The 25901-nt window shown below is 43.1% G+C and carries 18 protein-coding genes; 3 read left to right on the top strand and 15 right to left on the bottom strand.

Annotated features, from left to right (window positions below; translation table 11 throughout):
• Nucleotides 1-47: 47 nt before the first annotated feature.
• From GXP67_RS26895 to GXP67_RS26835, 13 genes are all read right to left on the bottom strand, one after another.
• The gene (locus tag GXP67_RS26895; protein ID WP_162445988.1) at nucleotides 48-1139 is read right to left on the bottom strand and encodes a glycoside hydrolase family 43 protein; all 1092 of its coding nucleotides are present in this window, start codon (nucleotides 1137-1139) and stop codon (nucleotides 48-50) included.
• Between the two features lie 46 nt (nucleotides 1140-1185).
• Nucleotides 1186-1863: a toxin-antitoxin system YwqK family antitoxin gene (locus GXP67_RS26890; RefSeq protein WP_162445987.1), complete on the bottom strand. Its 678-nt coding sequence runs from the start codon at nucleotides 1861-1863 to the stop codon at nucleotides 1186-1188.
• Nucleotides 1864-1984: 121 nt separating this feature from the next.
• Nucleotides 1985-4435, bottom strand: a complete 2451-nt coding sequence (locus GXP67_RS26885; protein ID WP_162445986.1) for a glutaminase family protein — start codon at nucleotides 4433-4435, stop codon at nucleotides 1985-1987.
• A gap of 392 nt (nucleotides 4436-4827) precedes the next feature.
• A complete protein-coding gene (locus GXP67_RS26880; RefSeq protein WP_162445985.1) occupies nucleotides 4828-5838 on the bottom strand; it encodes a glycoside hydrolase family 43 protein in 1011 nt (336 codons plus the stop codon).
• A gap of 271 nt (nucleotides 5839-6109) precedes the next feature.
• Nucleotides 6110-6508 (bottom strand): hypothetical protein, encoded by a 399-nt coding sequence (locus tag GXP67_RS26875; RefSeq protein ID WP_162445984.1) that lies wholly within the window; start codon nucleotides 6506-6508, stop codon nucleotides 6110-6112.
• Nucleotides 6509-6555: 47 nt separating this feature from the next.
• Nucleotides 6556-8145, bottom strand: a complete 1590-nt coding sequence (locus GXP67_RS26870) for a glycoside hydrolase family 43 protein (RefSeq protein WP_162445983.1) — start codon at nucleotides 8143-8145, stop codon at nucleotides 6556-6558.
• A 152-nt stretch (nucleotides 8146-8297) separates the two neighbouring features.
• On the bottom strand, nucleotides 8298-8741 hold the full coding sequence (locus tag GXP67_RS26865; protein ID WP_162445982.1) for a hypothetical protein: 444 nt from the start codon (nucleotides 8739-8741) through the stop codon (nucleotides 8298-8300).
• Nucleotides 8742-8833: 92 nt separating this feature from the next.
• Nucleotides 8834-10693: a glycoside hydrolase family 2 protein gene (locus GXP67_RS26860; RefSeq protein ID WP_162445981.1), complete on the bottom strand. Its 1860-nt coding sequence runs from the start codon at nucleotides 10691-10693 to the stop codon at nucleotides 8834-8836.
• A gap of 140 nt (nucleotides 10694-10833) precedes the next feature.
• On the bottom strand, nucleotides 10834-11538 hold the full coding sequence (locus tag GXP67_RS26855; RefSeq protein ID WP_162445980.1) for a DUF3823 domain-containing protein: 705 nt from the start codon (nucleotides 11536-11538) through the stop codon (nucleotides 10834-10836).
• A 29-nt stretch (nucleotides 11539-11567) separates the two neighbouring features.
• A complete protein-coding gene (locus tag GXP67_RS26850; protein WP_162445979.1) occupies nucleotides 11568-13445 on the bottom strand; it encodes a RagB/SusD family nutrient uptake outer membrane protein in 1878 nt (625 codons plus the stop codon).
• A gap of 41 nt (nucleotides 13446-13486) precedes the next feature.
• Nucleotides 13487-17032, bottom strand: a complete 3546-nt coding sequence (locus GXP67_RS26845) for a SusC/RagA family TonB-linked outer membrane protein (protein ID WP_162445978.1) — start codon at nucleotides 17030-17032, stop codon at nucleotides 13487-13489.
• Between the two features lie 145 nt (nucleotides 17033-17177).
• Nucleotides 17178-18224, bottom strand: a complete 1047-nt coding sequence (locus tag GXP67_RS26840) for a FecR family protein (RefSeq protein WP_162445977.1) — start codon at nucleotides 18222-18224, stop codon at nucleotides 17178-17180.
• 285 nt (nucleotides 18225-18509) lie between these two features.
• Nucleotides 18510-19202, bottom strand: coding sequence for an RNA polymerase sigma factor (locus tag GXP67_RS26835; protein ID WP_162445976.1), 693 nt, complete (start codon nucleotides 19200-19202; stop codon nucleotides 18510-18512).
• Nucleotides 19203-19510: 308 nt separating this feature from the next.
• On the opposite strand from GXP67_RS26835, the gene GXP67_RS26830 reads away from it, so the two are divergent.
• From GXP67_RS26830 to GXP67_RS26820, 3 genes are all read left to right on the top strand, one after another.
• The gene (locus tag GXP67_RS26830) at nucleotides 19511-20404 is read left to right on the top strand and encodes an NAD(P)-dependent oxidoreductase (protein ID WP_162445975.1); all 894 of its coding nucleotides are present in this window, start codon (nucleotides 19511-19513) and stop codon (nucleotides 20402-20404) included.
• 119 nt (nucleotides 20405-20523) lie between these two features.
• Complete coding sequence (locus tag GXP67_RS26825) at nucleotides 20524-22035, top strand: polysaccharide deacetylase family protein (RefSeq protein WP_162445974.1); 1512 nt, start codon at nucleotides 20524-20526, stop codon at nucleotides 22033-22035.
• A 58-nt stretch (nucleotides 22036-22093) separates the two neighbouring features.
• Nucleotides 22094-23020 carry a Nif3-like dinuclear metal center hexameric protein gene (locus GXP67_RS26820; RefSeq protein ID WP_162445973.1) on the top strand — a complete coding sequence of 309 codons (927 nt, stop codon included), beginning with the start codon at nucleotides 22094-22096 and terminating at the stop codon, nucleotides 23018-23020.
• Between the two features lie 343 nt (nucleotides 23021-23363).
• On the opposite strand, the gene GXP67_RS26815 is transcribed toward GXP67_RS26820, so the two are convergent.
• Together GXP67_RS26815 and GXP67_RS38360 are read right to left on the bottom strand one after the other, a co-directional pair.
• The gene (locus tag GXP67_RS26815; protein ID WP_162445972.1) at nucleotides 23364-24989 is read right to left on the bottom strand and encodes a carboxylesterase/lipase family protein; all 1626 of its coding nucleotides are present in this window, start codon (nucleotides 24987-24989) and stop codon (nucleotides 23364-23366) included.
• A 402-nt stretch (nucleotides 24990-25391) separates the two neighbouring features.
• Nucleotides 25392-25511 (bottom strand): BPTI/Kunitz domain-containing protein, encoded by a 120-nt coding sequence (locus GXP67_RS38360; RefSeq protein WP_232064624.1) that lies wholly within the window; start codon nucleotides 25509-25511, stop codon nucleotides 25392-25394.
• Nucleotides 25512-25901 lie beyond the last annotated feature (390 nt).

Below are 25901 nucleotides of genomic sequence, written 5' to 3'. Positions count from 1 at the left end.
TGTTGTATATCTATCTCATCCAGCACAAGTGGAATTGGTAGAAACTATTACTTTGTTCCGGATGGTTTTTGAATAGGTGTACTTGTTGAAAGAGCGAGTCCAAAATCGGGCATTCCATTGGATTGCCATTGAATTTTCTGCGCTCTTGGCGAACGGGTTGGTCCGCAGGGATTTTCTGGTTTGTCGTTGGCATGGTACAGTATCCAGTCTTCGGTTCCATCCGGAGATCTGAAAAAACTATTATGCCCGGTCCCAAATACACTATTTTCAGGAGATTGTTTAAAAACAGGTTGTTTAGATTTAGTCCAGGAGGTGGCATCGAGCAGGTTACTGTTTGCACTGGCGGTAAGCATGCCCAAAGCATAATGGGGTGTCCAGCAGCCACTGGCAGAATAAATAATAAATACTTTATCGCCGGTATTATTTTTCAGCGGCTGCGGACCTTCGTTCACATAAATGGTATAACTTGGTGTCCATCCGTTTGGGTTTTGCCAGTTGCGTTCCCAATCAAACTCTGGCTTTGAAAGTATCACCCGTTCAGAACTTAAGGTCCAGGGATTTGCCATTCTGGCTATATAGATACATTGCGTTTCCGTACTCACCCGGCGGGTTTGCCAGCCCGACCATACCATATAATAGTCTCCCTTGTGTGCAAAGACAGACCCATCAATCGCCCAATTATTGCCAGCATCCGTCTGAATTCTTCCTTTCATCGTAAATGCTCCATCAAACGGATTTTTTGAAGCATTTTCCAGCACATACAGCTGGTGATTATCGGTATTGCCGTCATCGGCTGCATAATAAATATACCATTTACCTGCGATGTAGTGGATTTCAGGTGCCCATAGGTCTTTTGAATTGGCAGGATCGGTTGGTTTCCAGATGGTTTTATACTCGGCATTTTTCAGATCGGTAATGTCCTTGGTGCGCCACAATCCAATATTATCGATCAGGGTATGGGTATAATAATAATATCCATCCTGATACAAAGCCCAGGGATCAGGCCCACCCGGCAATAAGGGATTGGTAAACGTGTTTTTACTAATCCCCTGAGTGCCTGTATGAGATTTAGGCGAACAGGCTATAATACCCACTAAAAGCAGCCATAATACTTTTCTGATAAGTTTTTGTTTCTTCATTATTTTAGAAACTATGTTTCAGAAACCATAAAATCTTTCAACACCATCATAAAGAATAAATATTGTACTTTATTTGCCTTTTAAGTTTTTTTGGTAAGCTGTTAAAGTTCCGGTATTTCATTTTTTTAGTATGTCTGGCAAAAAGACATTTATCTTCAGGCACATTATTTCTCCAATACCCTTTATACTGGAGTTGCCCATCTTCATACCAACTCATCACAAGGCCATCTAACAAGTTACTGTTATAGTTTTTCTCTAATTGCATTTGACCATTCTCATACCAAAAAAGTTGTTTATCTTTTTTAGTATCAGCTTTGAGCTTACCATTGTCATACCACTCCCTTATCTCAGAAATTTTAGAATTATTAAAAGTGATTTCCGTTTTTTTATTTTCATTTTCATAGAAGTAAGCATATATAAGCATTTTACCTCTTTCATATTTATGAGAGTAGGAAAGCTTTCCGTCTGGTTCAAAAAATAAAAATTCTCCATCTTTTACGCTGTTTACATAATTTCCGATACCTGCTATCGAGGTAGTATCTTCAAAATATTGTATCCATTTACCACTTGGAAGCGAGTCAGGAAACAGCAAATGTTCATTGGTTCGATCATAATCCCATGGTTTTACTAATGGAAATGAATAAGGATATACATACACACTATCGCCTTTGAAAAATGTTTTAGTATATTCTTGACCATACACCGTTGGAATAAGCGTAATCAAAAAATAGAATAATATACTGAATTTGACAGAGATATAATTTGATATCATTATCAGCTTTTTATCTGCTACTTTATGAATTATTTATTACCTATTCTTTTAGGTCTAGCGTTATTATCTGACGTTATTTTGCCATTTTTTTTTCCAGCACTTTAATAAAATAGCCTCCTACCACACTTCTGGCCTGAAAGCCTACTTGCTTGCCATCGGTGGTTTCGTGCCAATCGCTGATGGGTACCCTGGAAGTCGTTTGCACAGCGAATTTATAAACCGGGTCTACAAATGCCTCAAAGTCTTTCTTGTTGGACGCCAGTGTTGAAGTCCAGAGTATCCAGTCGGATTTGGTATAGGATTTCCGGCTGTCTAAGGGAAGGCCGTATTCGTTTTGTTTGGTGAGATAATACTTTACTTCCTTCTCATACACGGATTTCGGAAACAGGTTTAAGCCCAGCAGTTTGTCCCAGACCAGGTTGTATTTCTGGCTCCAGGTGCCTTTTTTATCAAAAGTTAGAGCATAATGATCGCCATCGTCGGCCATCTGCATCCACTTTCTGGCCATTTCTGCGGCACTGGCTTTGTATTTTTCCGCCGTTGCTTTTTCCCCTAACATGCCAGCCAGCATGGCATAGCTTCCCAATCCCACAATGGCTTTTACTGAAAGGTTGGCATTACGGGCCAGATGTCCGGCAAAATCATCGGTACACAACTGGTTTGCCGGATCAAAGCCTTCTTTACTTAGGTATTCAGCCCAGGTAGTGAGCGTTTTCCAGTGTGGTTTGGCATAACTGGCATTCCCTTCTACTTTAGCAATTGCCGCCATGAGAATGAGCATATTACCGGATTCTTCCACTGGCATATCTTCTCCATAGGTTTGTCCGTTGGCCTGCGGATAGGTACCCAGATCATGCGCAGCAAAAGGTTTGGTCCATTTGCCGCTTTCGCTGTAGTAAAAAATACCATTCATCATTCCTTTCAACAGATCGGGATTATAAGCTAAAAATAAAGGAGCAGATGGATATGTTATGTCTACGGTATTGATAGAACCATTGCTATAATTTTCTTTGGACATAAACAATAGATCACCCTGCGGACTTTTTACCAGCTTATGGGCAGCGATACTCTGGCGATAGCCCAGCACACATAGTTTGGCATACTTCTCCCCTCCTGCGGCCACTGCTTCCTGATACATGCGCTTATTGAAGGCTTCACATTGCGTTATTACTTTTTTATAATCCGTTGCTGCTTTGGCTAACTCTTTTTCGATGGTTTGCGAACCGTCCTGATTCCACCAGGGTTTCAGGTTTTGTCCGAAATATTGCACAGAAAATAGATCATCATACCCAAGCAGGATAAACTGTTCTTTCGCCGTACTACCCACTTTGCCAAGTGGAATAGTTGTACTTAAGGTGAAATGCTTTCCTTCCTGAGCAGCAGACTGATTTATTGTAGCAAATGGCTTGGCGGCTTGTTCTGCGGTTAAAACAGTCTGGCTGGCATTGGCTGATTTAGGAACTGCCACATACATATAGCCCCAATCTATCCGCATATCATCGCCTTTTTTTTGCAGTACAGGTTGGTCTTTGGTTCCGGCTTTGAGTATCGCTAAGGCTTCTGTGGCAGTTTGCTGGGCAGTCACCACCTGGGCAGAAGTATTTACAGCAATATCCGTAGAAGCACCAAAATTTAAATCCACTTCATGGGTAGCGCCATCACTGGATTTTACCTGGGTTGTAATATAGGACACTGGCCTCGAAAGCAGGTTCAGATCACTCATCAACAAAGGAGAAGTAAAGGTAAGTGTCAGGTCGACTTTTCCGCAGGTGAACTGGTAAATGGTTTGGGTGGCATTGAGTTCTACACTTTTCTGAATGGCTGTAGCCATAGTATTATCTGGCTTTTCTACTGGTTCGTGCACAATACCTGCATCCAGCCACTGGCCGCCAGCCGTATTGGCCACATGTATAGCCAGTATATTCTCTCCTTTTTTTAGCTTCTTTTCTACCTCTTCTGTAATCGGATAATACTGGTATTTGTTCAGCCAGCCCACATGGTTGTAGATCTTTTCTCCATTCAGGTACACTTCTACATTATCATCGTGGTTAAGTTTGAGGAATAGTTTATTAAAGTTCAGGTCATTTAGGGTAAAGGTCCGGCGCATCCAGATGTTTTTAGTAAGCCATTCAGTTTTAGCCAGAGATTTGTTGTCACCGAAAGGAGCCGTTCCGGTTTTCCACTCACTGTCATTAAAGCCTGCATTCATCCATCCTTCTGCCGGTTCTGTTTCTGTATATTTAGCCGGGTAATTTTCTTCGTCTGCCGCTGCCAGTACGGTTTGATACAGTTTTTCTTCTTTGCCTAAGAACCGGTATACGACTCCATCTACTCTGGCAAAGCCAGTAAGCGAATGGCTGGTGCCAGTCCAGTGCCTGGTAGGAGAAGCATGCAAGGTATCCGTAGATGACCAGATGCTGAAGTAGGGGTCATGGGTAATTAAGGGATAGGAAGGTGCCCGGAGTTGCTGGGCTTGCAGAATAAAGCCTTGCAGCAGTAACAGTAGTACTAGTAATTTCTTCATGAATGGGTGGTGTAGGTAAGTCTGTATTATATATAGATTGTTATGTTTGCGATTCGGAATTCGACTTTAAAACTAATATTCTGCGCACAATTGTTTTGTCCTCCTAGGCCGGACGGGCCCTGCTTTCGCATCCGTCCCTCTATACAACCCACCCATAGCCCATGCTGACCCAAAGGTTGTATAAGGTGGCTCCTGCAAAAGCTAATATAATTCAAAAATGACTTTAAGATTTTAATTCTTGCTAAGCATAGTTTAAAACTATACTTGATCAGGTGCAAAACTTAGTTTTGCGTTTAACCGGACTAAGTCTGGTACTTATGAAAGTATAGTCAGAAACTACACTTAGCAGGAGTTGTATGAAAACCCAATGACAAATGACAACTGACCAATGACTATTTCAACGGCTGTCTGGATACACCTTCAAAGGTGATTTTAACAGGTTTGATCAAACCTTTTTCATCAAACTCCATCTTGTCGATACAGGTTTCTCGGTGATTGCCATCCGTTTCTCCAAGTGGCCTGCGGTGATAGACGATGTACCACTGGTCTTTTCCGGGAACCTGCAATACAGAATGATGTCCGGCTCCGGTGGCTACACTCGGATCTTGCTGCAAAATTTTACCCACCCGTTCAAAAGGCCCAAAGGGAGAATCGGCGATGGCATAGGCTACGGAGTAATTCGGGCCTGTCCAGCCGCCTTCTGACCACATAAAGTAGTATTTGTTGTTGCGGATAAACATGATCGGGCCTTCCACATAGTTTTTGGGCGTAATCTCTTTATAGGTAGTGCCATCTTCAAAGGGAATAAATCCGGTAAAATCATCTTTCAATTTCACAATATTGCAGTGTGACCAGCCGCCATAGATCATATAATACTGCCCGTCTTTGTCTTTGAACACATACTGATCGATGGGCTGAGCACCATTGTGGATTTCGCCAATAAGCGGTTTGCCCAGTAAATCTTTAAAAGGCCCGGCAGGATTATCGGCTACGGCTACCCCAATGCCGCCAATTTCGCCTTCGTGCACGTCATTGGCTCCGAAAAACAGGTAGTACTTGCCTTCTTTTTCAAGAATAGCCGGTGCCCACATCGCCTTTTTAGCCCACTTTACGGCAGAAGTATCTATAATGCGTTCATGTTTGGTCCATTTGACCAGGTCGGTAGAAGAAAAGGCATCCATGAATACCTGCTGCTCATATTTGGCAGAATAGGTGGGATAAATCCAGTATTGATTCCCAAAAATAATTCCTTCCGGATCAGCATACCAGCCTGGAAAAATTGGATTACCGCTTTTGTCTTTGGTTTTTCCTTTCGCTGCTTTTTCCTTCTGTACGGCTGTGCTTTGTGAATAGGCGCTTATGGTAAAACAGCCCAGGAAACATAGAATAAGTAATTGTTTCATGCTTTTTAGGTGAAATGTATTTTATTGACGTTTATTTTATATACTTTTGGATTGTTAGATTGATGCATATTATATTTTCTTCTTACGCCGTCCTTACTTTCTTTGTCATTGCTACAAAGAAAGTAAGCAAAGAAAAATCTAGAAAAAACAATGCTTCCCCGCTCAGGGCTTACGCATTGCCCGCTTTTTTTTCGGGCCATCACGCATGGAATTTTTTATATTAATTATTGTTAATGACCATAATAATTAAATAGAGTATTTCAATGAAGTATTAGGCGCTGTATTTTTGTTTCACGAATAAGTTTATAAGACCTGCATACAAATAAAAGAGACCGGCAAACAATATAATGGAAAACAAATAGACTGGTGGCCAAGGTTGAGGTAAATTGGCTGATTCTATTAAAATCAACTGTCCAAATGCGGTCTCAAAAATGGAAGCAATGACGGCAGTCCATTTCGCGTGATTTGTACCAATATATCTACTAGCTAGTATTGTCATTACTGTTATAACTACTAATGTAGATAAAAGTATATAGCCATCACTGACACTATAGGACTTAGTTATTTGACCACCAAACTTGTCAATACAGTAGAGGGTCAATAATCCAAGGCCAAATATTAATCCTTGGTAAATTATTTTTTGTCTAACTGTGAGTTTAGCTGGTTCCATTAAAAATTCTCTGTTAATTCTTTTGCGTCTAACAACCAACAACGATTCTAATACTTGATAGTGAAATAGGAAAAGCTGGCTGGCTGGTTTTCTTCTCCATACTGAATTAACCCTGCTCTGGGGCTTCTGTCCCACTGGGGTAAAAAGCTGCCATCGTAAAAAGTTGAAACACTTCCAGGAAGTTTTATTTCATTCCATTTCTTGCCATCAGCACTCCAGAAAAAGCGGCACATAAAGCCATTTTCCACACTCATTTTAAGTTGAACAGGCGACTGGCTTTGTATAGGTTCGGCCTGCAATACTTTTCGCTCGTTATTTTTCACTTCCCACACCTCCAGCTTATCTCCTTTTACCCCTATCCCTACCGCCTGGCTGGAATCTCCATATAAAACCAATCCTTTAGTGGAGGAATTTTGATTAACTACCTCTGTACTGATTTCATAGTTACCTTTTACCGGCCGTATCGTTATGGCTGTTCCGGTTTGATTAGCTGAACTGATTTTTCCACTCAGGGAAAGATTGCCTTTTTCCAGTTTGGCAACAGGCGAACAGGAACGGAAATTCCATTGCCAATAAGATGAAAGGCTTGCCCCCTCAAAGGTATCGCTTAGTTCGTAGGATTTCTGCTGGCTTGTGTTGGAGAAAGGCATACTGGCTTGTATGGAAGGGCTTGTCCCATGTTTGAAAGAAGGCCACCCCGTTGCCTCATCCCATACGAGTTCATCGATCATGGCTTGCCTGCCGGTATATACATGATCGTAGGCATTATAAGCATGATACAGATAGAAAGTACGTTTATCAACTGTTTCCACCAGCGTGCCATGTCCGGGACACATCCATTGTTCATCTTTGTCTAGTAATGGATTTTTTTCATAGCGCACAAATGGCTCGCTGATAGACTTTGCCCTGGCAATCCGGACATTGTAGCTGCAACCCCGGCCACAGCATGCTCCGGCAGAATAGAGCATATAGTAGTATCCATTTTTCTTTACCAGACACTGGCCTTCTATGCCTTTTTCGTCCGGATTTTCTTTCAGCATGGTAAACGGTTGTCCCTGTAGTTTTAAGCCATCGGCCGATAATTTGCTGCCGAGTATTTCTATGGGCCGTTTATCCAGTCCGTAGGCTTTCCAGGAAATGTAGAGCTGCCCATTGTCATTGACTATAAAGGCATCTATCGATTCTGAGCCATGTTCCACCACAATGCCATGATCGGTAAATCCTTTCTTAATGTCTTTGGTACTGGCTACGCCAATACAGGATTTTCCGTCGCTTTTCCGCTTAACTGTATAATAAACAAAGAAAGTATTGTTGTGATAATATAGCTCTGGTGCCCAGAAGGATGACAGCATCCATTCGGGAGTAGTTGGAAAAACATAGCCTGCCTGCTCCCAGTTAACGAGGTCTTTGGACTGAAAAATCGGATAATGAGGTGCCCATTCTGAGGAAGTTCCGGTCGCATAGTAGGTATCTCCTACCCGGATTACAGAAGGATCAGCAATATCTCCTTTGATCACCGGATTACGGTAGGTGGCTACTCGTTTGGATGACTTATCAGATTGAGCTTGTATCGCGGGTATACTACTTACCAGCAGGAGGCTAAAGAAAAAATATTTGAACATTAGTCGTAATTGCATGAACAAAGGTATAATTCTCAACAATATTCTGAGCCATTTTGCCAGGAAATGGTGCAGGAACTCACACATACTTTTGGCATTTGCTTTGGCCTATGCAGCTATGCCAAAAATGATGTTCGGATTTAGTTTTAGCTATTATATTTTAACTTTATTTATTTACTGTCTGCAGTCTCCACTTTCCATATAATAAAGTGAATTGATTGCCTTACCATGAGTAAGAGTGAAATTATCAAAAATGGTATTCCTGTTATCAAACTTAAATTAGCAGCAGAATTAGAGGTAAAATCATAAGTCAGATAAATAAATCCTACCCATAAAATACCTATACTAAATATTTTTATTAACAACTTGATTGCATCTACCTTAATAAAATATGAGCTAATTAACATACATTGACCCAATATAGAAAGCAATGCTGCTACTTCTAATCTCTTCTCATAGGTTGACTGAAAAGAAAATGTAAGACCATCAACAAGTATTTCTGGCAAAAGAAAAACTTCAATTAAACTTAGTATACCTATGCCATGTCCTGCCCCAATGACAATCAACAGATTGAAAACAATAGTCCAATTTGTAAGCTTTCTGTATTCTTTCATTTTTAATAGAGTAGCCAACAGGCAAGTAAAAATACAAAAGGGGTAGCCTGGTCACTTAGCAGGGTACCCCTTTTGAACCATTCGGAACCTGTTTATTCTTTCAAACTGCCCAGTGCCGGATTGTACAGTTTGCTATGTATTTGTTTCAGTTTGGCCTCGGGCATTTTGATCACTTTCCGGTCATAAGTCATCAGGCCATTGGTTTCTACTTCCACATCGGTTGTCTGGGTGTATATAGCCGCAGATAAACCTTTTCCGATCATGCCTTCGAGGCTGGTCATAAATTCATCATATTTGGCATACAATTCATCCGCATCTTTAAAAGTCTGATAGCCCCAGTTGTCTTTTTGCTGCCAGGTATGTCCTACTACAGGCAAGCCTAAACCGCCGAATTCACCTAGTACAATAACCTGTTTGGCCCCAAACAAATCCGGGCGGGGCATGGCAGGTTCCGGGTAGTTATGCAGGTCCATGATATGGCCTACTTCAAAGAAATTACCGCCACTGGCACTATTCACTAACCGGCTTTTGTCATAATCCATCGTCCATTTGGTGATCTCTTCGGTTTTAAACTGACCCCAGGCCTCATTAAAGGGAACCCATACCACAATAGAAGGGAAATTGTAATTGGCATCCATAATGGCTTTCCATTCGGTGCGGTAGATCTGCTCGGATTCAGCCGTACGGTCTTTTTCTGTAGCACGGCCAATAATCGCCGGACGGGAATCCCAACGGTTGCCCATGTCGCCACTTGGCATATCCTGCCATACGAGCATCCCTAATTTATCACAGTAATAATACCAGCGGGCAGGTTCTACTTTTACGTGCTTGCGGATCATGTTGAAACCCATTTCTTTGGTTTTTTCAATATCAAATTTGAGGGCTTCATCTGTAGGAGCGGTATACAAGCCATCTGGCCACCATCCCTGATCCAGAGGTCCATACTGGAATACAAATTTATTATTGAGCAGCATCCGCAGCATGCCTTTGCTATCAGGCTGCATGGAAATTTTACGCATGGCAAAATAACTCTTTACTTCATCAACCACTTTTCCATTGCGTACCACGGCTACTGTCAGATCGTATAAAAACGGGGTATCCGGTGACCACAATTTAGGATTAGCCACCTGTAATACCGCCTGCTCTGAGGCAGTTACTTCCTGCTGGGCAACTTTGTTTTTTCCATCCCAGGCAGTTACTCTTAAGCGGTCGCTTGATTGCCCATTTTGCACCTGGCCCTGAACAGTAATGGTTTGTTTATCAATATCAGGCGTATGTTTAGTGGTGGCAATATAAGTTTTGGGAACAGATTCCAGCCATACCGTTTGCCAGATTCCGGTTACCGGGGTGTACCAGATGCCATGCGGATTTTTGATCTGTTTGCCCCTGGGCTGCGGGCCATCATCGCTGGGGTCCCATATTTTTACGCTGATCTCCTGCTGGTTTCCTCCTTTGAGCAAGGGAGTAATATCAAAGGAAAACGGGTCATATCCACCCTGATGGCTGCCTGCTTTTTTGCCATTTACAAATACATCACATTGCCAGTCGGCGGCGCCAAAATGCAATAACACATTTCCTTTTCTGAGCTTTGCAGGCACATTTACCGTCCGTTTGTACCAGAGCAAGGTATCTTTTCCGGCTGTTTTTCCTACCCCCGATAAAGCCGACTCTACCGCGAAAGGAACCAGTATCTGTCCGGCAAAGGCAGAAGGCATACTTTCTCCCTGTGCTTTGGGCAGCAGCGCATATTCCCATAAGCCATTCAGATTCATCCAGTTCTCCCGTACCATTTGCGGACGGGGATATTCGGGCAAGGGACTGGCCGGATTTACTTTTTCTGCCCAGGGAGAAGCAATTTTCCCCTCGACCATTTTCCAGTTGCTCTGCTGCGCCTGGATCAGGTGGATTTGAATGAACAGAAAAAAGGATAGGTAAATACAGGTTTTTTTCATGGGTGGTATCAGGAATCAGTTAAAAGGTTTGAATCGTTTGAAATTCAAACAAATTAAAGCATACAAAAGATAAATAAAAAGAAAAAAGCAAAAGGTGAGTAATATACAGGTTTATACACTCTCCTTTTGCTTACTAATAATTAGGGCAGATCTATTCGTTGAACGGGGGAGAATATCATATCCTCTACCCCATTGATTTTTACCCCCATCCGGGCAAATACATAATTCTGGGTTGGCGTTATCGCCGGTACCTCCACACTCAAGGCGACATTGTTCAGATCTGTAATGTCAGTTCCATTCAAATCTTTGGTGGCAATGCTGGTACGGCCATCTACAAACTGCGTTTTGCTGATGTATAGGGAAACCCTTTCCACTGTTTTGGCATCTGTTCCGGTAATAATTTGCTCCAGCCGGCCGGAAGTATTAACCGTACGTCCACTGGCCGAAAACTGTGGACTCCGGATCATGTAATATGGCATTACTTCAATATCCAGCGTTTGACTTCCCTTTACATTCACAACCATGGTATCTGAACTGGTCTGGTCATTGGTAAGCGACATAAAAGGTCCCTGGCCTTTCTGGAAAATCATTTTATAGGTAGCATCAAACAAAAGAGCGGAATATGCCCCATCCTGGCCTACTGCTACCGTAATGGGAATATTAGTCTGCCAGCCGGGTTCCCACAGTTGAAAAGTCACTTCATTATAGGCCACCTCTATCGGATCGCCATTGTACACGATTCTACCCTGCAGCGACGCTTTAGGCGGATCATAATTGTCGTAGTCACAGGAAGCTACCAGACCGCCCAGCGCCATCCATAGTATATATTGAAATATCTGTCTCATAATAGTTTAAGTTTCTGGGTTGAACCTGTTTACTGGTTAGGATTTCGTACGATCAGGGGATTGTTATTGACAATGCCATCATCTATTCTGGAATAATAGTTACCCAGGCGGAACCGGTCTGCATTGGTAGCCTGGCTGGGTTTTATTTCTTTAAAAACCCATTTGCCATGGTTAGGACTGCCGGGATTATATACTTTGTACGGCCACAGACCAAAAGGCATGGTGCTGGTTTTTTCTGCATCTCCTATGTTGCTTTTCAGGTTGTTAATATCCATGGAAGCACCATTCCATACAACATGCGCCAGACGCCAGCGTTTCATGTCCCACAGCTGATGTCCTTCAAAGGCAAATTCCACTTTCCGTTCGTGCACCATGCGGTCGAAAGTGATATCTCCGGCCGCCAGAGGTATAGTGAGCCCGGCTCTGGCACGTACTTCGTTCATATATTGAGCCGCTACACCAGCCTGGCCTAATTCAAAAGCGGCTTCGGCCGCATTGAGCAATACTTCGGCGTAGCGGTAGCGAATCCACCATACATCACTTTGTACGCCTCTCTGGCCTGATCCAGGCTGAGGGTCCATGTGTTTTCGGATATAAAAGCCGGTCTGGGCGCTGAACTCCAGGTTATCAATAGGGCCACTGAATCCAACTACCTGCTCATCAGCTGTTTTTCCAGGAAGTGTTTTTCTTCCTCCAAACTGGTCGGCTGTCAATATACCTCCATCTGCCAGTTGATAACCAGCCCATATTTCTACATCTTTCCCTTTAAACTGGGTTCCCGGCAAAATAACCGTTCCATATAACCTGGCATCCCTGCTGGCAAATATATCGGTCAGGTTATCGTAATATATAGGATTGCCGGCTCCATCGGTGGTGGCAAAAGGGGCATAGGTATTGTCGATTTTTTCAAAGGATTGCACCAGATTCAGCGAAGGATTGATCCTGCCTCCCTCCTGTTCCTCAGATTGATAACGCGGCTGATTCACAATGGTAAAATTATGAACACTGCCGCTTTTTAATTTAAAATCCCTGGCAAAGATCACTTCGGAATTATTATTCTTATCATAAAAAATGCTGGCAAAATTTTCACCCAGGTCAGGTTTTTTATTATAGAGTGCATATTTACCCCCCGCTATGATTTCCTGAGCTGCAGTAAGTGCTGTCTGGTAATAGCTGGCTGCCATGGAAGCGGGAATACCTGCTTCTCCACCTGCCAATGATACCTGCGGTGTTGTGGTGCCATATTTGGCAATGGCGCCTGCATATAACGCTGCCCTGGTTTTCATGGCTAAGGCAGTACCTTTGGTTGCCCTGGATTTTATATTCCCATCATCGGGAAGAACAGATTTGATGGCTTCCATTTCGCTGATCACAAAATCATAGATTTCATGCTCTTTGGATCTGGGTGTTCTCAGGTACGTAGGATCACCACTGAAGTCATACGTCAAGGGCTCCAGAATTAAAGGCACGCCTCCCATACTTTTTACCATTTCAAAGTACAGACCTGCGCGTAGAAAACGGGCTTCTGCCAGAAACCTGTCTCTGGAGGGAAGTTCAGTAGCGGCTTCACATTTCTGGATAAACAAGTTGATCTCCCGTAAGTATCCATAATCCCAGTAATTCCAGGAAGCATAATCATAATCCTGGTTGCGGTGACGGCCATACTCGCCAAAAGCAGAAGCAAAGGCCTCATCAAAATCGGCAAAACGTTCCCAGTTGCTAATATTCTGGTAATCCGGAAAACGTCCGTACAAGTCAGCCAGCACCGATAACACCAGGCCATCATCTTTCCATACCTGGTCGTTGAGCAGAATATTGGTAGGTTGTCTGTCCAGGAATTTATCGTCGTTGCAGCCCCAGATTAGGGTAAGCAGGGATATTGTTACTATCGTGATATATTTTCTCATAAGTTTTAGGAGGTTAGCGGTTATGTGCTATGCCTGTGATTTCAGAAAGAAAGATTGGTTCCTATATTGACCAGCCGGTTTTGCGGATATTGCAGCCCGTTTTCATCCATAATTTCTGGTTCTACGCCCAGCTTGCTCACATTATCTATGGAGAACAGGTTATAAGTATTGACATAAATCCTGGCTCTTTTAATCTTCACTCTGGAAAGCAGGGCTTCAGGGATTGAATAACCTATTTCCATGGTCCGCATGCGCAGGTAGCGTACATTGGTGAGCCACCAGTCGGAATTCCGGCTATTATTGCTGTGTCCGCCATCGTTGAACCGCAAGGCAGGATTTTTGCCAGGTATCCATTCGCTATCCATATTAAAAGGGTCTGCCCGGTGCCAGCGGTCCTCATAAAACTGGGATAATAAGTTTCCTGTATTCTGGAAAGGCCACCGCATCTCCCAGCCCTGGTTATAGGAATACATCGTTCCGCCGGAGAAATCAGCCCGGAAATCGAATCCTCTCCAGGAAGCGGAAAGATTAATTCCGAAATTGATGGTTGGATTTTTGTCTCTGGGATAGCCGATAGGCCGCTGATCGTAATCATTAATCACCCCATCATTGTTTACATCATTATAGATCAGATCACCTGGAAGCAGCGTTTTATTGCCTTGCCCGTCTATATTTACCGGATAAGTATTGATCTCTTCCTGCGACTGGAACTGGCCCGACACTTCATATCCCCAGTAGGTGCCGCTCCACCGGTCTTCTATGGAATTGCGGTAATTATCCCAGGAATTTCCAAAACGGGGTTTATACGAGGCCAGATTCCGGTTCCGGGAATAGGAAACATTGCCGCCAATATTGAATTGCACTTCACGGATCTTGCTGGTATACGCCAGCGATACTTCTCCTCCCGTCTGTGCATCGCTTCTCAGGTTTTCGGCCGGCAGGGTATATCCTAACTCACTGGGTACCAGTACATCGTAGCGGGTTTGAAATAAGCCCGACCGTTTTCTGTAGAAATAGTCAAGGGAACCAGAAATACGGCTGTCAAAAAAAGCATAGTCGAGGCCAATGTCGCCCATCGTACTGGTAAACCAGGAAATATTGGTCGTAGGTACGGCTCTGTTCTGGCGGGCACCGGATATAACCGTTCCATCCAGAACAACCGTAGAAGCCGGATAATTATAGCCAACTATATAGTCGTAAGCACCAAAGCCATTCTGAATATCATCATCTCCTAATTGCCCATAAGAAGCCCTGATTTTTAAGTCATTGAGCACATTCAGGCCCAGACCTTGAAAAAATGGTTCCTCAGTAATACGCCACCCGGCAGAAACCGAAGGGAAAAAGCCCCATCTTTTTTCTGGCGCAAACTTCCAGGAAGCATCCTGCCGTCCGGCCAGTTCCAGAAAATACTTGTTGGCATAATCATAGGTAAAACGGCCTACATACCCTACTCTGGCTTGTTCAAAATCGCTGTCGTTATAGGTATCCATATCGGCAAATTGCAGAATGGGCAGTACATTGGTTTTTGGTACGGAGTGTACCCATACATCGAGTTCTCTCCGTTGAATTCTTTCTGCCACGAAGGTCCCCCCTACGGTATGTTTTCCAAAGGTGTTGTTGTAGCTCAACTGTCCCTGCAACACATGTTCCAGATTCTTATGTGTCCCCCGTTCCCGCCAGGGATTCGTACTTCCGCCAGTCCGTACATATTCATCCGTCTGATCATTATAGGTATAGGCATCATAGGTATATTCATGCCCGTTCATCAGCCGGTCAGCTATGTAATAGGAGTAGGTTCCTTTGGCCGTTAATCCTTTCAGTGGCAGCTGGTATTCGCCGGTAAAGTTGGTTTGTAATACCCGCCAGTCTTCCCGCCAGTACCCAGAAATCTTTTTGTTTAACAGCGCCCAGTTGCTTTCATTGTGGCCAATATCTGCCGGATAATTGGGATTATCATTGGCATAGGGGCGTTCGGTGGGACGGTTGCGGAACAGGGCGAATCGGGGCATCCAATAGTCATCGGCATAGGGTACGCCAGGCTGATCCCTGGTTTCTATCCGTCCGTTGATCTGTACGCCTACTTTTAAACGGTCACTGATTTTGGCATCTACGTTAGACTGGATATTGGTCCTGGCAAAGGTGAATTCCCGGCCTAATACAGAACTCTGATCTAATCTGGTCACAGACAAATAATAATTAATCCTGTCGGAGCCACCGGTTGCATTTACATTAATGGAACTCTGAGGGGCATTGGCTTTAATAATAAAGTCGTACCAGTCAAAACTCTGATAGCCTTTTTCTGTGCCTGCCCGCCATTTTTCCAGTTCGGCAGGCGTAATATCTGTCCGTCCAAACTGGTTCATTTCGGCATCGGCTTTTCCAAGCATCCATTCATAGGCATTTACTGTTTCAGGAAACCTCGACCAGTTCTGCCATCCATAATACGCATCCACATTTACGGTATTGCCGCTTCCGGCTTTACCCCGTTTGGTGGTTACAATCACTACGCCATTAGCAGCCCGGGAACCATATACCGAAGCAGAGGCATCTTTCAGTACAGTTATACTCTCAATATCATTGGGAGAGATATTATTAAATTGCCCTTCATCTTTCTGAATCCCATCAATTACATACAGGGGATTTCCCAGGTTACGGATCTGAATATTGGCACTTGCGCCTGGCCTTCCATCCGGCATCCGAAAGGAAACGCCTGGAATTTTTCCGGCTAGAGCGGCACTGACGGTAGAAGCTTTTACTTGCTCGAGGTCTTTGCTGGAAATGCTGGCAATAGAACCAGTTAACGATTCTCTCTTCTGGGTACCATATCCTACCACCACTACTTCCTGCAGCGACTGCACATCACCCAGCAGCACCACATTGATCACCGTCTGGTTATTTACAGGGACTTCCTGTGTGGCATAGCCAATATAAGAAAATACCAGGGTGCCATCTCCATCGGGAGCCGACAAGGAATAATTTCCTTCTGCATCAGTGGTAGTACCATTCGTTGTACCTTTTAACAGGACGTTTACACCTGGTAAACCCATGTTGGCTTCGTCTGTTACTTTACCCCGGATAGAGATGGCTTTTATAGTTGAATATATCCTGAGTTGCTGAATTATTTTTTCAAACGTGGGAGCCGAAAGCGAGGTAGATTCTGAAGTATTTGTAAAGCTGGTCCGGCGGTCTATCTTTTTTACCTCTTTCTGTTCAGTGGCAGTTTCCTGAATGACATAATAATTATCTACTTTTTTGTACGATAATTTTAATGGTTTCAGCAGCGAAGTAAGCGCCTCTTCCAGGGTGGCCGTTCTGAGTTTGGTCACATCGGCAAACTTGTTTTCAATTACTTTGTCATTGATGGCAAATTGCACATGGTACCTGGAAGATAAGTCAGTTAGAATATCCCGGACCGACTTTATGTTTTGCGATCGCTTAGGCAGTGTGCCTTGAACCGGCAGATTTTCAACAGAAGCCAGATCCTGAGAAAATGCAGCACCGGTGATACAAGAGTTGAGCAGTATTAACAATAGCCGGTTCCTTAGTTTGGGGAGGTTAATCCGTTTGCCAAGTAAGTAAATGTTCATATAGCATAAGATTTAGGTGTTAAAATATATTGATGTATTCTGGTTTGGGAATTAGAAAATTATAAGACTGATATATTTGAAAATCAAACTTTTGGCTGCCAGTTCAATATGGCTCAAAATGAATATTTTATTGTGTATCAGCCATTTACTCTGCTTTTCCTATGGTGACCTGATCCCCCTTTTTAGTAATATTGACGTGAAATGACTCGGATAACAGTTGTAAAAGTACTTCCGGCTTTTCTATCGAGATGGTAGAAGTAAATGTCATAGAAGCCAGCTGATCATTGGCGATGGTGACTTTCCAGCCATAGGTATCTTCCAGAATTTTTGCGATTTCCGTAATAGGTGTTTTATCGAAGATGAGTTTTTTGTTTTTCCAGGCAGAGAAATTTTGGGGATTTACTACCCGTTTGGTAAAGCTGGCATGGCTTTCTGAAAGTTCTACCAGCTCCCCGGGTTCCATAAAAATGGTACTGGATTTTCCAGCAATGTCGCTGTTCAGCTTCACTTTTCCTGAATTTAGTACGACCTGGGCTTTGCCTCTGCGGGTGCTCACATTGAATTCTGTACCCAATACTTCCACATCCATTAAGCCGGTATGCACAATAAATTTAGTTCCGGTTTGAGAAGGTACCCTGGCAGGCTGTTTCTGTACATGAAAATAAGCCTCCCCTTCCAGCCATACTTCCCGCAATTCCTTTTTGTCCCAGTCCGTGGAATATTTGAGCGTAGAATTGGCATTCAGCGTGACTACAGAGTTATCAGGCAGAATAATAGTTTTTGTTTCCCCAAACGCAGTGGTATGTTTTTCAGGTAAGGAGTACAGGGTAACAAACAAGGCAGCCGCTGCCAGCAGGAATATGACGGCAGCTGCCATTTTTCTATACTGGTTGAAGAATCTGTTCACCCGGTTTTCCTGGACAACAGGCAATGGACGAACCACAGGTTTATGGGAAATCTGCGAATCAATATTCTGCCAAAGTTTTGCAATAAATTGTTCGCTATACTCATTTTCCTGCACCTGGAAAGCGTGAACAAGTTTTTTTGCTTCTGTCACCGTTTGCTGTTTATCCGGATTTTGCCCCAGCCAGTTCAGCCAGAATATGTCTGAATCTACATCGGGAGATTGTACCCATTTCCGGAAATACGCGTCTGCTGCAAAATCTTCAGAAGTGTAATTGTTGTAATTCATATAGAGATCAGATAAATGTCTGCAGGTATCGGTTCCAGGCATTTACTCTATATGACAGGCAAGTCTCATTTCTAATCAAAAAAATATAAGAATAATGAAATATTACAATTTTATTAATTATTCGATAATAATATTATATAAATGCTAACAAATAGTAAATTTAATTAACAATATTAAAAATTATGGCTAATTTGTTCTATAAAACTGAATGTGTCCGTAGATGATACCATGCAAGAAATAATCGATGCCGGATAGAGAATGGAAAAGGTATTACAGATTGTTTTCTTAGAATAAATAGCAGGAAAGCAGGAACAGATAAATATTGTGCAGGAGATATTGCTGAAGAGATTTTAAGGCTTTAGACACCAGATTATACACCGCCTGCTCACTTACCGCCATCAGAGAGGCAATTTCAGGATAACTTAAATTATTATAATAACGCAGGTAGATGGCTTCCCTCTGTCGCTTGGTGAGCTGTGCTAAGGCCAGGGAAAGTTTTTCTTTTTCTTCTTCCTGAGAGATGTCTTCGATCAACAGGCTTTCGTGGGAAAAAACCAGTTCAAATGTATAGTTATCCGATATCCCGTTTCTGACAGAAATATGCTTGTTCTGGTTCAAATGCCGGATGATTTTATAACGGAGGGCTTTTAACAGGTAATATTTGATGGAAGAAGTACTGCTTAAATTTTCCCTATGGTTCCAGATTTCTATAAAAAGATCCTGAATCAGGTCTGCTACAATGTCTTTATCGGCAATAAACTTCTGGCCATAATTCAGTAAGGCTTTCACTGTAGAAGTGTAAATCTGCGCCAAGGCCTGTTTGTCTCCATTTTTAAAATTAGTCCACACCTGCAGCTCTTCCGGACGCTGTTCAGGCATAGCCGGGTTGTTAGCAGGCGGTGGGTCAGTATGCCTGGTATGGGCATACCGGGCATGGATCACTTCATCAGATGCATCAAATTCTATCTTTGGCTCCATTGAAAATGTCTGTCAGGCGGTGCTTATCTGGAAAGATCGCTAAAATTAAAGTTTTTAACAAAATAATAATATTCATACAAGATAGAGCTGAATGAATGTAAATGCAAATTAAATATCTAAAAGAATGGGGAGTACAATGTATATACCCCTTACATCCAAACTATTTGTGACAAGGATAATTAGTGCAAAGACAAGCTATAGTCGAGAAATTCTTGCTGTAAAAAGCTATTTCCTACCCAATAGGATTCTATAGGCTATCTTTTTATTTTTGAAGCAGCTATATTATGTAATCAGTTAATTAAACCACCATGAACATAGGATTTATCGGCCTGGGAAGAATGGGCTTTCCGATGGCACAAAACTTACTCAATGCCGGACATACACTGACGGTATATAACCGCACCCCTGCTAAAGCTGAACAACTACTTAAATCTGGTGCCCGGCTGGCAAACTCACCATTGGAGACCATAATCCCGGGAGGCGTAGTGATTACCATGGTTTCTGATGACCAGGTGCTGGATGAGATCATCAGTGATGAATTTTGCCGGAAACTAGGGAAAGACGGCGTGCATATATCGATGAGTACCCTGTCGCTGGATATCGCCCGGAAATTATCAACCCGGCAGTTGCAGTACGGCAACTATTATGTGGCTGCCCCGGTTTTTGGTCCTCCGGCAGCCGCTATAAATAAAAAATTATGGATTTGTGTCTCTGGCTCAGGTCAGGCTAAATCCAGGATACAGCTGGTACTGGAACAAATGGGGCAAGGCATCTATGATTTTGGAGAAGAACCTACCGCAGCTACCCTGGTAAAATTGACCGGCAACTTTATGATACAATCATCACTGGAAGCCATGTCAGAAGGATTAACTCTGGCCGAAAAACACGGGCTGGACCAGAAACAGGTACTCACCATGCTGACTGATACCATTTTTGCCTGTCCGCCTTATATAAACTATGGAAAGAAAATTGCCGAAAAACGTTTCGATGAAGTTACCTTTTCCCTGCAATTAGCGGCTAAAGACAACCGGCTGGTGAGGGAGGCGGCCGCTGAGCAAAATATACCCATGCCCCTGGCTCAACTCGTAAGCGAACATTTTGCATCGGTGTTAAAGCAACAGCAAGGCGAACTCGACATGACGGCCATTGCCATGGAATCTCTGCAAAAAGCCGGATTAGGTGCTAAAGAAAAAGAGAAGTAATACACAAATAAACAGCGGCCAGCATTAAGCTGTAAGAAAAAATAAGTAAGGTTCAGGTTTCATGTTCTAATTAATGCGCTTTAGCATAAGTTTTATATATTAGGCTATATTCTACACACATGACTAAACCGCTCCTATTCCTTATTTTAATGCTATTCAGTATCGCTCCAAAAGTGAATAGCCAGTCTGTATCAACTCAAGTTAACACCCCTGCTGCCTCTCCAACCATGGATATCTACCTGTGGTTTGATACAGAAGATTACCTGTTGCCAGCCAGTGACGATGCCGCCCTTCGTCTGGCTACCATGTTATCTAACGAAGGGATAAAATCTACCTTTAAAGTAGTGGGTGAAAAAGCACGTACCCTGGAGAAAAGGGGCCGTCAGGATGTGATTGATGCACTTAAGAAACATGAAATCGGCTACCATTCCAACTGGCATAGTGTACATCCTACGCCTGCTCAGTATTTATCAGCCCTGGGTTGGGAGGAAGGAATAGATGAATTTGTACGCAGGGAAGAATCGGGTGTAAAAGACCTGGAGCGTATCTTTGGTCAGCATCCCAGCTGCTATGGCCAGCCTGGCAGTTCCTGGGGGCCGCAATCTTTTGGTGCCTTGCAGCAGATGAAAATCCCTGTTTACCTGGATGCAGGCAGCCATCTGAACCTGAATGACCAGCCCCTCTGGTATGGCGGCATTCTCACTATTTTTCACCTGCAGCATACCTTGCGTGCAGAACTAGGCGGCAAAAAAGACCTGCAGGAAGCAAAGAAAGTATTCCTGGCAGCTAAACAAAAAGTACTTTCCCAGGGCGGAGGTGCGGTTCATATTTATTATCATCCTTGTGAGTGGGTGCATGAGGAGTTCTGGGATGGGGTAAATTTTAGCAATGGTGAGAATCCTGGTCGGGAGGAGTGGAAATTACCCCGTCAGAAAACTCCTCAACAAACTGAAGTTGCCTTCGAAACATTTCATAATTACCTCAAATGGATCAAACAACAAACCAATGTGCGGTTTTTAACAGCCCGTGATGGATTGGCGTTGTATGAAGATAAATCCCTAAAGCATTCATTTACACATCAAGAGCTTGACGAGATAGCCCGAAGTATATCTGACAGCATTACCTTTCAGGTTCGGAATCAGTTCTCGCTGTCAGCTGCTGAAATTTTCACCTTACTCAATAGCAGAATTGCTACCTATACAGCGGATAGCAAAGTCAATCAATCATTCACACTTCCAACTCCGGTTTTCGGTCCAAGCGAGCAGGCTCTCATTGGGGAAGGTTTACCTGAGACCACCTGGAGTCAGTGGCAACGCACAGCCACCGATGTAGCAGATTATATACAAAAACATAAACGCATCCCATCTACTGTCTGGTTAGGTTCCCAGGGAATCTCACCTGAGGCATATCTGGCTACTATTGCCGGGCTTATCCCTGCGCTCACAAAAGGGAATCTTCCTCAAGTGATACAGATTAAACCGGCCAGGCTTTCTTCTACTCAGTATATTGCCCAGGATAGCGAGCAGTTGTGGGGATGGCTTTTTCCTAAAGGATGGCATGCACCAGCTTTAATGGAATTAGCCAAACTACAGGCATGGACAATAAAACCCGCCATCAGGTCTGTGAAATAAATAATATTGAATAACTTTTTCGATTTACCCTATTTGAATTTAAGCACCAGATCTTATCATGAAAAAGAATAGCAATCACCAATTGTATGGAAGAAGAAAATTTTTAACTGCAGCTGCTGCCCTGGCAGGCACTTCGGTGGTAATGGCTATACCAGGCATACCTATGGCAGAAAGCCTCAGTCCAAAAAACAGTACCTATACGGTAAAACAGGTAATTGACCTCATTCTTAAAGAAGTTCCCAATGCGCCATTTGCCACCACCGTCGATCAGTTACGGTCTGGTACCATGGAACAGGAAATAAGCGGTATTGTCACTACGATGTTTCCTACCATAGAAGTAATTGAGAAAACAGCCAAAGCCGGAGCTAATTTTATCATTGCCCATGAAACTCCTTTTTACAACAACCAGGATGAAACAGAATGGCTGCAGCAGGATGAAGCTTACCGGTATAAAATTGACTTACTCAATAAACATAAAATAGCCATCTGGCGCTTTCATGATTACTGGCATAGGCACCAGCCAGACGGCATCATTATGGGTAATTTAATCAAACTGGGATGGGAAAGCTATTTTGATGCAAATACTCCCCGCTTTCTCACTTTGCCAAAACCAATGTCTATACAATCCATCGTAGCGCTCACCAAAGCCAAACTGGGCATCTCCACAGTCAGGCTGGTAGGGGATTTAAAACAGACTTGCCGGACTATTTACCTGGCATTCGGGTATATGGACAGCAAAATGCAAATAGCGGCCATCGGGCAATATAAGCCAGATTTAATCTTAAGCGGAGAAACCAGGGAATGGGAAACGGTGGAACGGGTAAGAGACGGGCAGTTGATGGGGCAAAAAACGTCCTTACTAATACTCAGTCATTCAGTGAGCGAAGAAGCCGGGATGGAATATGCCGCCAAATGGTTACAACCAAAAGTTCCTGGTACCAAAATCACGCATATTGCCTCTAACAATCCCTTTACTTTTCTGTAAGGATCAAGCGTAGAAGTCCTCATCATAAGTAGGATGCAATTAATACTTATTCGTTTTTCTGTTGTCAGTGTTTGGGTAACTGATCGCCTATACATATGCTTTTGTATAAGTACTGGCTGTAAGCAGGTTATTCACCCTCTTTCGATTGGATGTTGAAGGAATATAATTAGAAAGGAATATCCCCGGAAAAAGCAAAAGCAATATCTTACTCATTCTAGCGATAAAATACAGGCAATAAATCAGTAACCTTTCCTATTAAATTAAAAACTCCTTCTGCCACTGCTTAATATAGCCTGGGCAAAAGGAGTTTTTAATTCTTAAGTTTTGTTAACTGCTGATTCGCTTATTGCTTATTAGCCTTTTCCAGTAGCAGAAAGCGTTCCCTGTTTTGCTCAGGCTGGGCTTTTGTGGTAACATCAATATGCATTACCTGTACAGGGCCATTGTTGGTCACTTCCGGCCATTTCGGCAAACCTTGTCCATTCGGATTATAGGTTTTAATAAAATTGGCAAAGTATTCCTGCATTAACTCGGATACTTTATAATCTTCCGGTGTCCAGGAAAAGACCTTATTGGTAGAAAGATTACCCATGGCATATTCAATTTCTGCGGAATGTACTGCTCCCCGGGATGGCGGGATTTTTGCCGCTTCAGCGCCTCTTACTACACCTCCAGCCAGGCCTGCGGCTGCATCTCCCATCTCAGGTGTCATAGGAGGCCGTGGACGGGTATAATAATAGCGGTATACTGGTTTGCCACCAGTTTTGCTGTGCATATCTATCCATTTCCAGGTGCTATAGCCGGTAAACCGGTTACTTGCCAGTTCAGTCGCAACTTGTAATACTTCCTCCTGGCTAGTCGCCGGATACAGTTTCAATATTTCTTCGGCACGTTCTCCAAATAGCTTCTGCACCGCTTTCTGGTAATTCTCCGGAGTAGGTTGTTCTTCTCCCAGGATAGACCGGTAATTTGATTCTTCTGAGTTCCATCCTGCCAGGAAGGGGACTTTAGCCTGCTCGCCGGCAGTAAAAATTTCAAGAGGAGATTTAGGCAAGAAATAGCCATCCACCATAGGCCTGAACCGGGGTGTTTCGGGTTTAGCAGTATGCTCCAGTAATTGCTCGGCTGGCATAGCACGTAAAGCGGACAGTGAAGTGGCACCTATCATCTTTGCAAAATTTACGCCCATTTCTTCGGCCTGAGCAAGGGTAGTAGCTGGTTGCAGGGAGAGCATAGACCCACTTTCACCAATTGCGGCATGAATCAGGTTCTTTGATAACGGAGAAGCCATCTGGGCACTTACTGAGGAAGACCCAGCTGATTCGCCGGCAATGGTCACTTTTTTAGGATCACCTCCGAAAGCAGTAATATTCTGCTGTACCCATTTGAGGGCAGCACTCTGGTCCATTAAGCCATAATTTCCGGAAGCTTTATGGGGAGATTCTTTGGTGAGTTCCGGATGTGCCATAAAGCCAAATACCCCCAAACGGTAGTTCACAGTAATAGCAACAATGCCTTTCCGGGCCATACTTTCTCCGTCGTACCGGGGTTCTGAGCCATCGCCGGCGATAAAACCACCACCATAAAAATAGACCAGTACCGGCAGTTTTTCATTCCCAGATTTGGCAGGTGTCCACACATTCAGATACAAACAATCTTCGCTCATGCCATTAGAGCGGAAATTCATATCTCCGAATACAGCCCGCTGCATGGCCCGTGGACCAAACTTATCGGCTTTCCGGACACCCTGCCAGGACTTGACAGGTTTAGGTTCCTGCCAGCGTAACTCACCTACCGGCGGCGCAGCAAAGGGAATACCTTTAAAAGCACGGATACCACTCTTTTCAGTGATTCCTTCTAACGAGCCCTGTGCTGTTTTAACACTGGGAGAGGTATCGTTTTTCAGTTGGGCTATAGCCATGGGAACAAGCTGGCTAGTGAACAGGAGTAAAAAAATAAGGGTTTTCATAAAGGTTTAGGAAAGAATAAATAGGTAGTATAATTATAATAAAGGTAGTATAATAATGCTAAAAATAACTCACTTGTATAAAAAGTAAAGCCTGATCCGTCGATGGCATACATATAATCATTTTTCCGGCCATAGTCATTTTACTGGACAGATTTTTCATGTACCGGCAGATAAAAACAAAGCATCTTTTTCCATACAAAGATTTCATAACTGCAATGAGTATGTTCTGCAACCTATACATGCATACTACACATAAGAAAGGACTTCTTTTTGAAGGAATCTTGAAGTATAGAATAAGACAACCTGCCGCTCTTATTGTATAATGGTACCGGTTATACCTACAATCCGCTTTACTAATTTCATGCGTTTATCATAGCATTTGATGGATAGCTCATATACTCTTTACTTACACTCACACTGCTTACATTCTTCCATCGTTTGAAAAGGAACTACCCCACCACACCCTCCATAGGTAAACTCTTTGCATCTTTTTTCTTTTGTATCATAATAATATTTGGGCATAGCAGCAAAACAAGGTCCTGCATCCGGTTTTAACTGGCACTGTTCAGACGATGCGCAGTCAAACTCGCAGCTTGTAAAAATCACAAGCAATATTAACACAGGGATAGCATAAAAACTTTTCCGGATATTCTTCATATGCTCATGACCCGTTCAGGCTTTATTTAGTTGTATTATACTTTCTCTTTCTTTGGTATCGGCCGCAACTTAAATTTTGATCTTTTTAATAGGTAAACCTCTTGATTTTTCCTTCCATTTCTTATTTTTTAATAGATATAAAAGGAATATATTTTTATTCATTAACTGCACTTCATTTTCTTATTGTAGCGTGTGTGGTAGTTAAAGATGTTTGTTTTGATTTTTTATTAGCCTCAATAAATGAATAAATACTCC

Origin of the sequence: Rhodocytophaga rosea (assembly GCF_010119975.1) — a bacterium.
Taxonomy (GTDB): domain Bacteria; phylum Bacteroidota; class Bacteroidia; order Cytophagales; family 172606-1; genus Rhodocytophaga; species Rhodocytophaga rosea.
Note: the sequence above shows the minus strand (reverse complement) of the source record. Positions and strands in the feature narration are given on the sequence as shown.

Coding starts and splice junctions, on each gene's coding strand:
- GXP67_RS26855 (WP_162445980.1), bottom strand. CDS start 11,538: ATGAGACAGATATTTCAATATATACTATGGATGGCGCTGGGCGGTCTG.
- GXP67_RS26825 (WP_162445974.1), top strand. CDS start 20,524: ATGACTAAACCGCTCCTATTCCTTATTTTAATGCTATTCAGTATCGCT.
- GXP67_RS26845 (WP_162445978.1), bottom strand. CDS start 17,032: ATGAACATTTACTTACTTGGCAAACGGATTAACCTCCCCAAACTAAGG.
- GXP67_RS26820 (WP_162445973.1), top strand. CDS start 22,094: ATGAAAAAGAATAGCAATCACCAATTGTATGGAAGAAGAAAATTTTTA.
- GXP67_RS26850 (WP_162445979.1), bottom strand. CDS start 13,445: ATGAGAAAATATATCACGATAGTAACAATATCCCTGCTTACCCTAATC.
- GXP67_RS26835 (WP_162445976.1), bottom strand. CDS start 19,202: ATGGAGCCAAAGATAGAATTTGATGCATCTGATGAAGTGATCCATGCC.
- GXP67_RS26885 (WP_162445986.1), bottom strand. CDS start 4,435: ATGAAGAAATTACTAGTACTACTGTTACTGCTGCAAGGCTTTATTCTG.
- GXP67_RS26875 (WP_162445984.1), bottom strand. CDS start 6,508: ATGGAACCAGCTAAACTCACAGTTAGACAAAAAATAATTTACCAAGGA.
- GXP67_RS38360 (WP_232064624.1), bottom strand. CDS start 25,511: ATGCCCAAATATTATTATGATACAAAAGAAAAAAGATGCAAAGAGTTT.
- GXP67_RS26830 (WP_162445975.1), top strand. CDS start 19,511: ATGAACATAGGATTTATCGGCCTGGGAAGAATGGGCTTTCCGATGGCA.
- GXP67_RS26840 (WP_162445977.1), bottom strand. CDS start 18,224: ATGAATTACAACAATTACACTTCTGAAGATTTTGCAGCAGACGCGTAT.
- GXP67_RS26895 (WP_162445988.1), bottom strand. CDS start 1,139: ATGAAGAAACAAAAACTTATCAGAAAAGTATTATGGCTGCTTTTAGTG.
- GXP67_RS26860 (WP_162445981.1), bottom strand. CDS start 10,693: ATGAAAAAAACCTGTATTTACCTATCCTTTTTTCTGTTCATTCAAATC.
- GXP67_RS26880 (WP_162445985.1), bottom strand. CDS start 5,838: ATGAAACAATTACTTATTCTATGTTTCCTGGGCTGTTTTACCATAAGC.
- GXP67_RS26815 (WP_162445972.1), bottom strand. CDS start 24,989: ATGAAAACCCTTATTTTTTTACTCCTGTTCACTAGCCAGCTTGTTCCC.
- GXP67_RS26870 (WP_162445983.1), bottom strand. CDS start 8,145: ATGCAATTACGACTAATGTTCAAATATTTTTTCTTTAGCCTCCTGCTG.
- GXP67_RS26865 (WP_162445982.1), bottom strand. CDS start 8,741: ATGAAAGAATACAGAAAGCTTACAAATTGGACTATTGTTTTCAATCTG.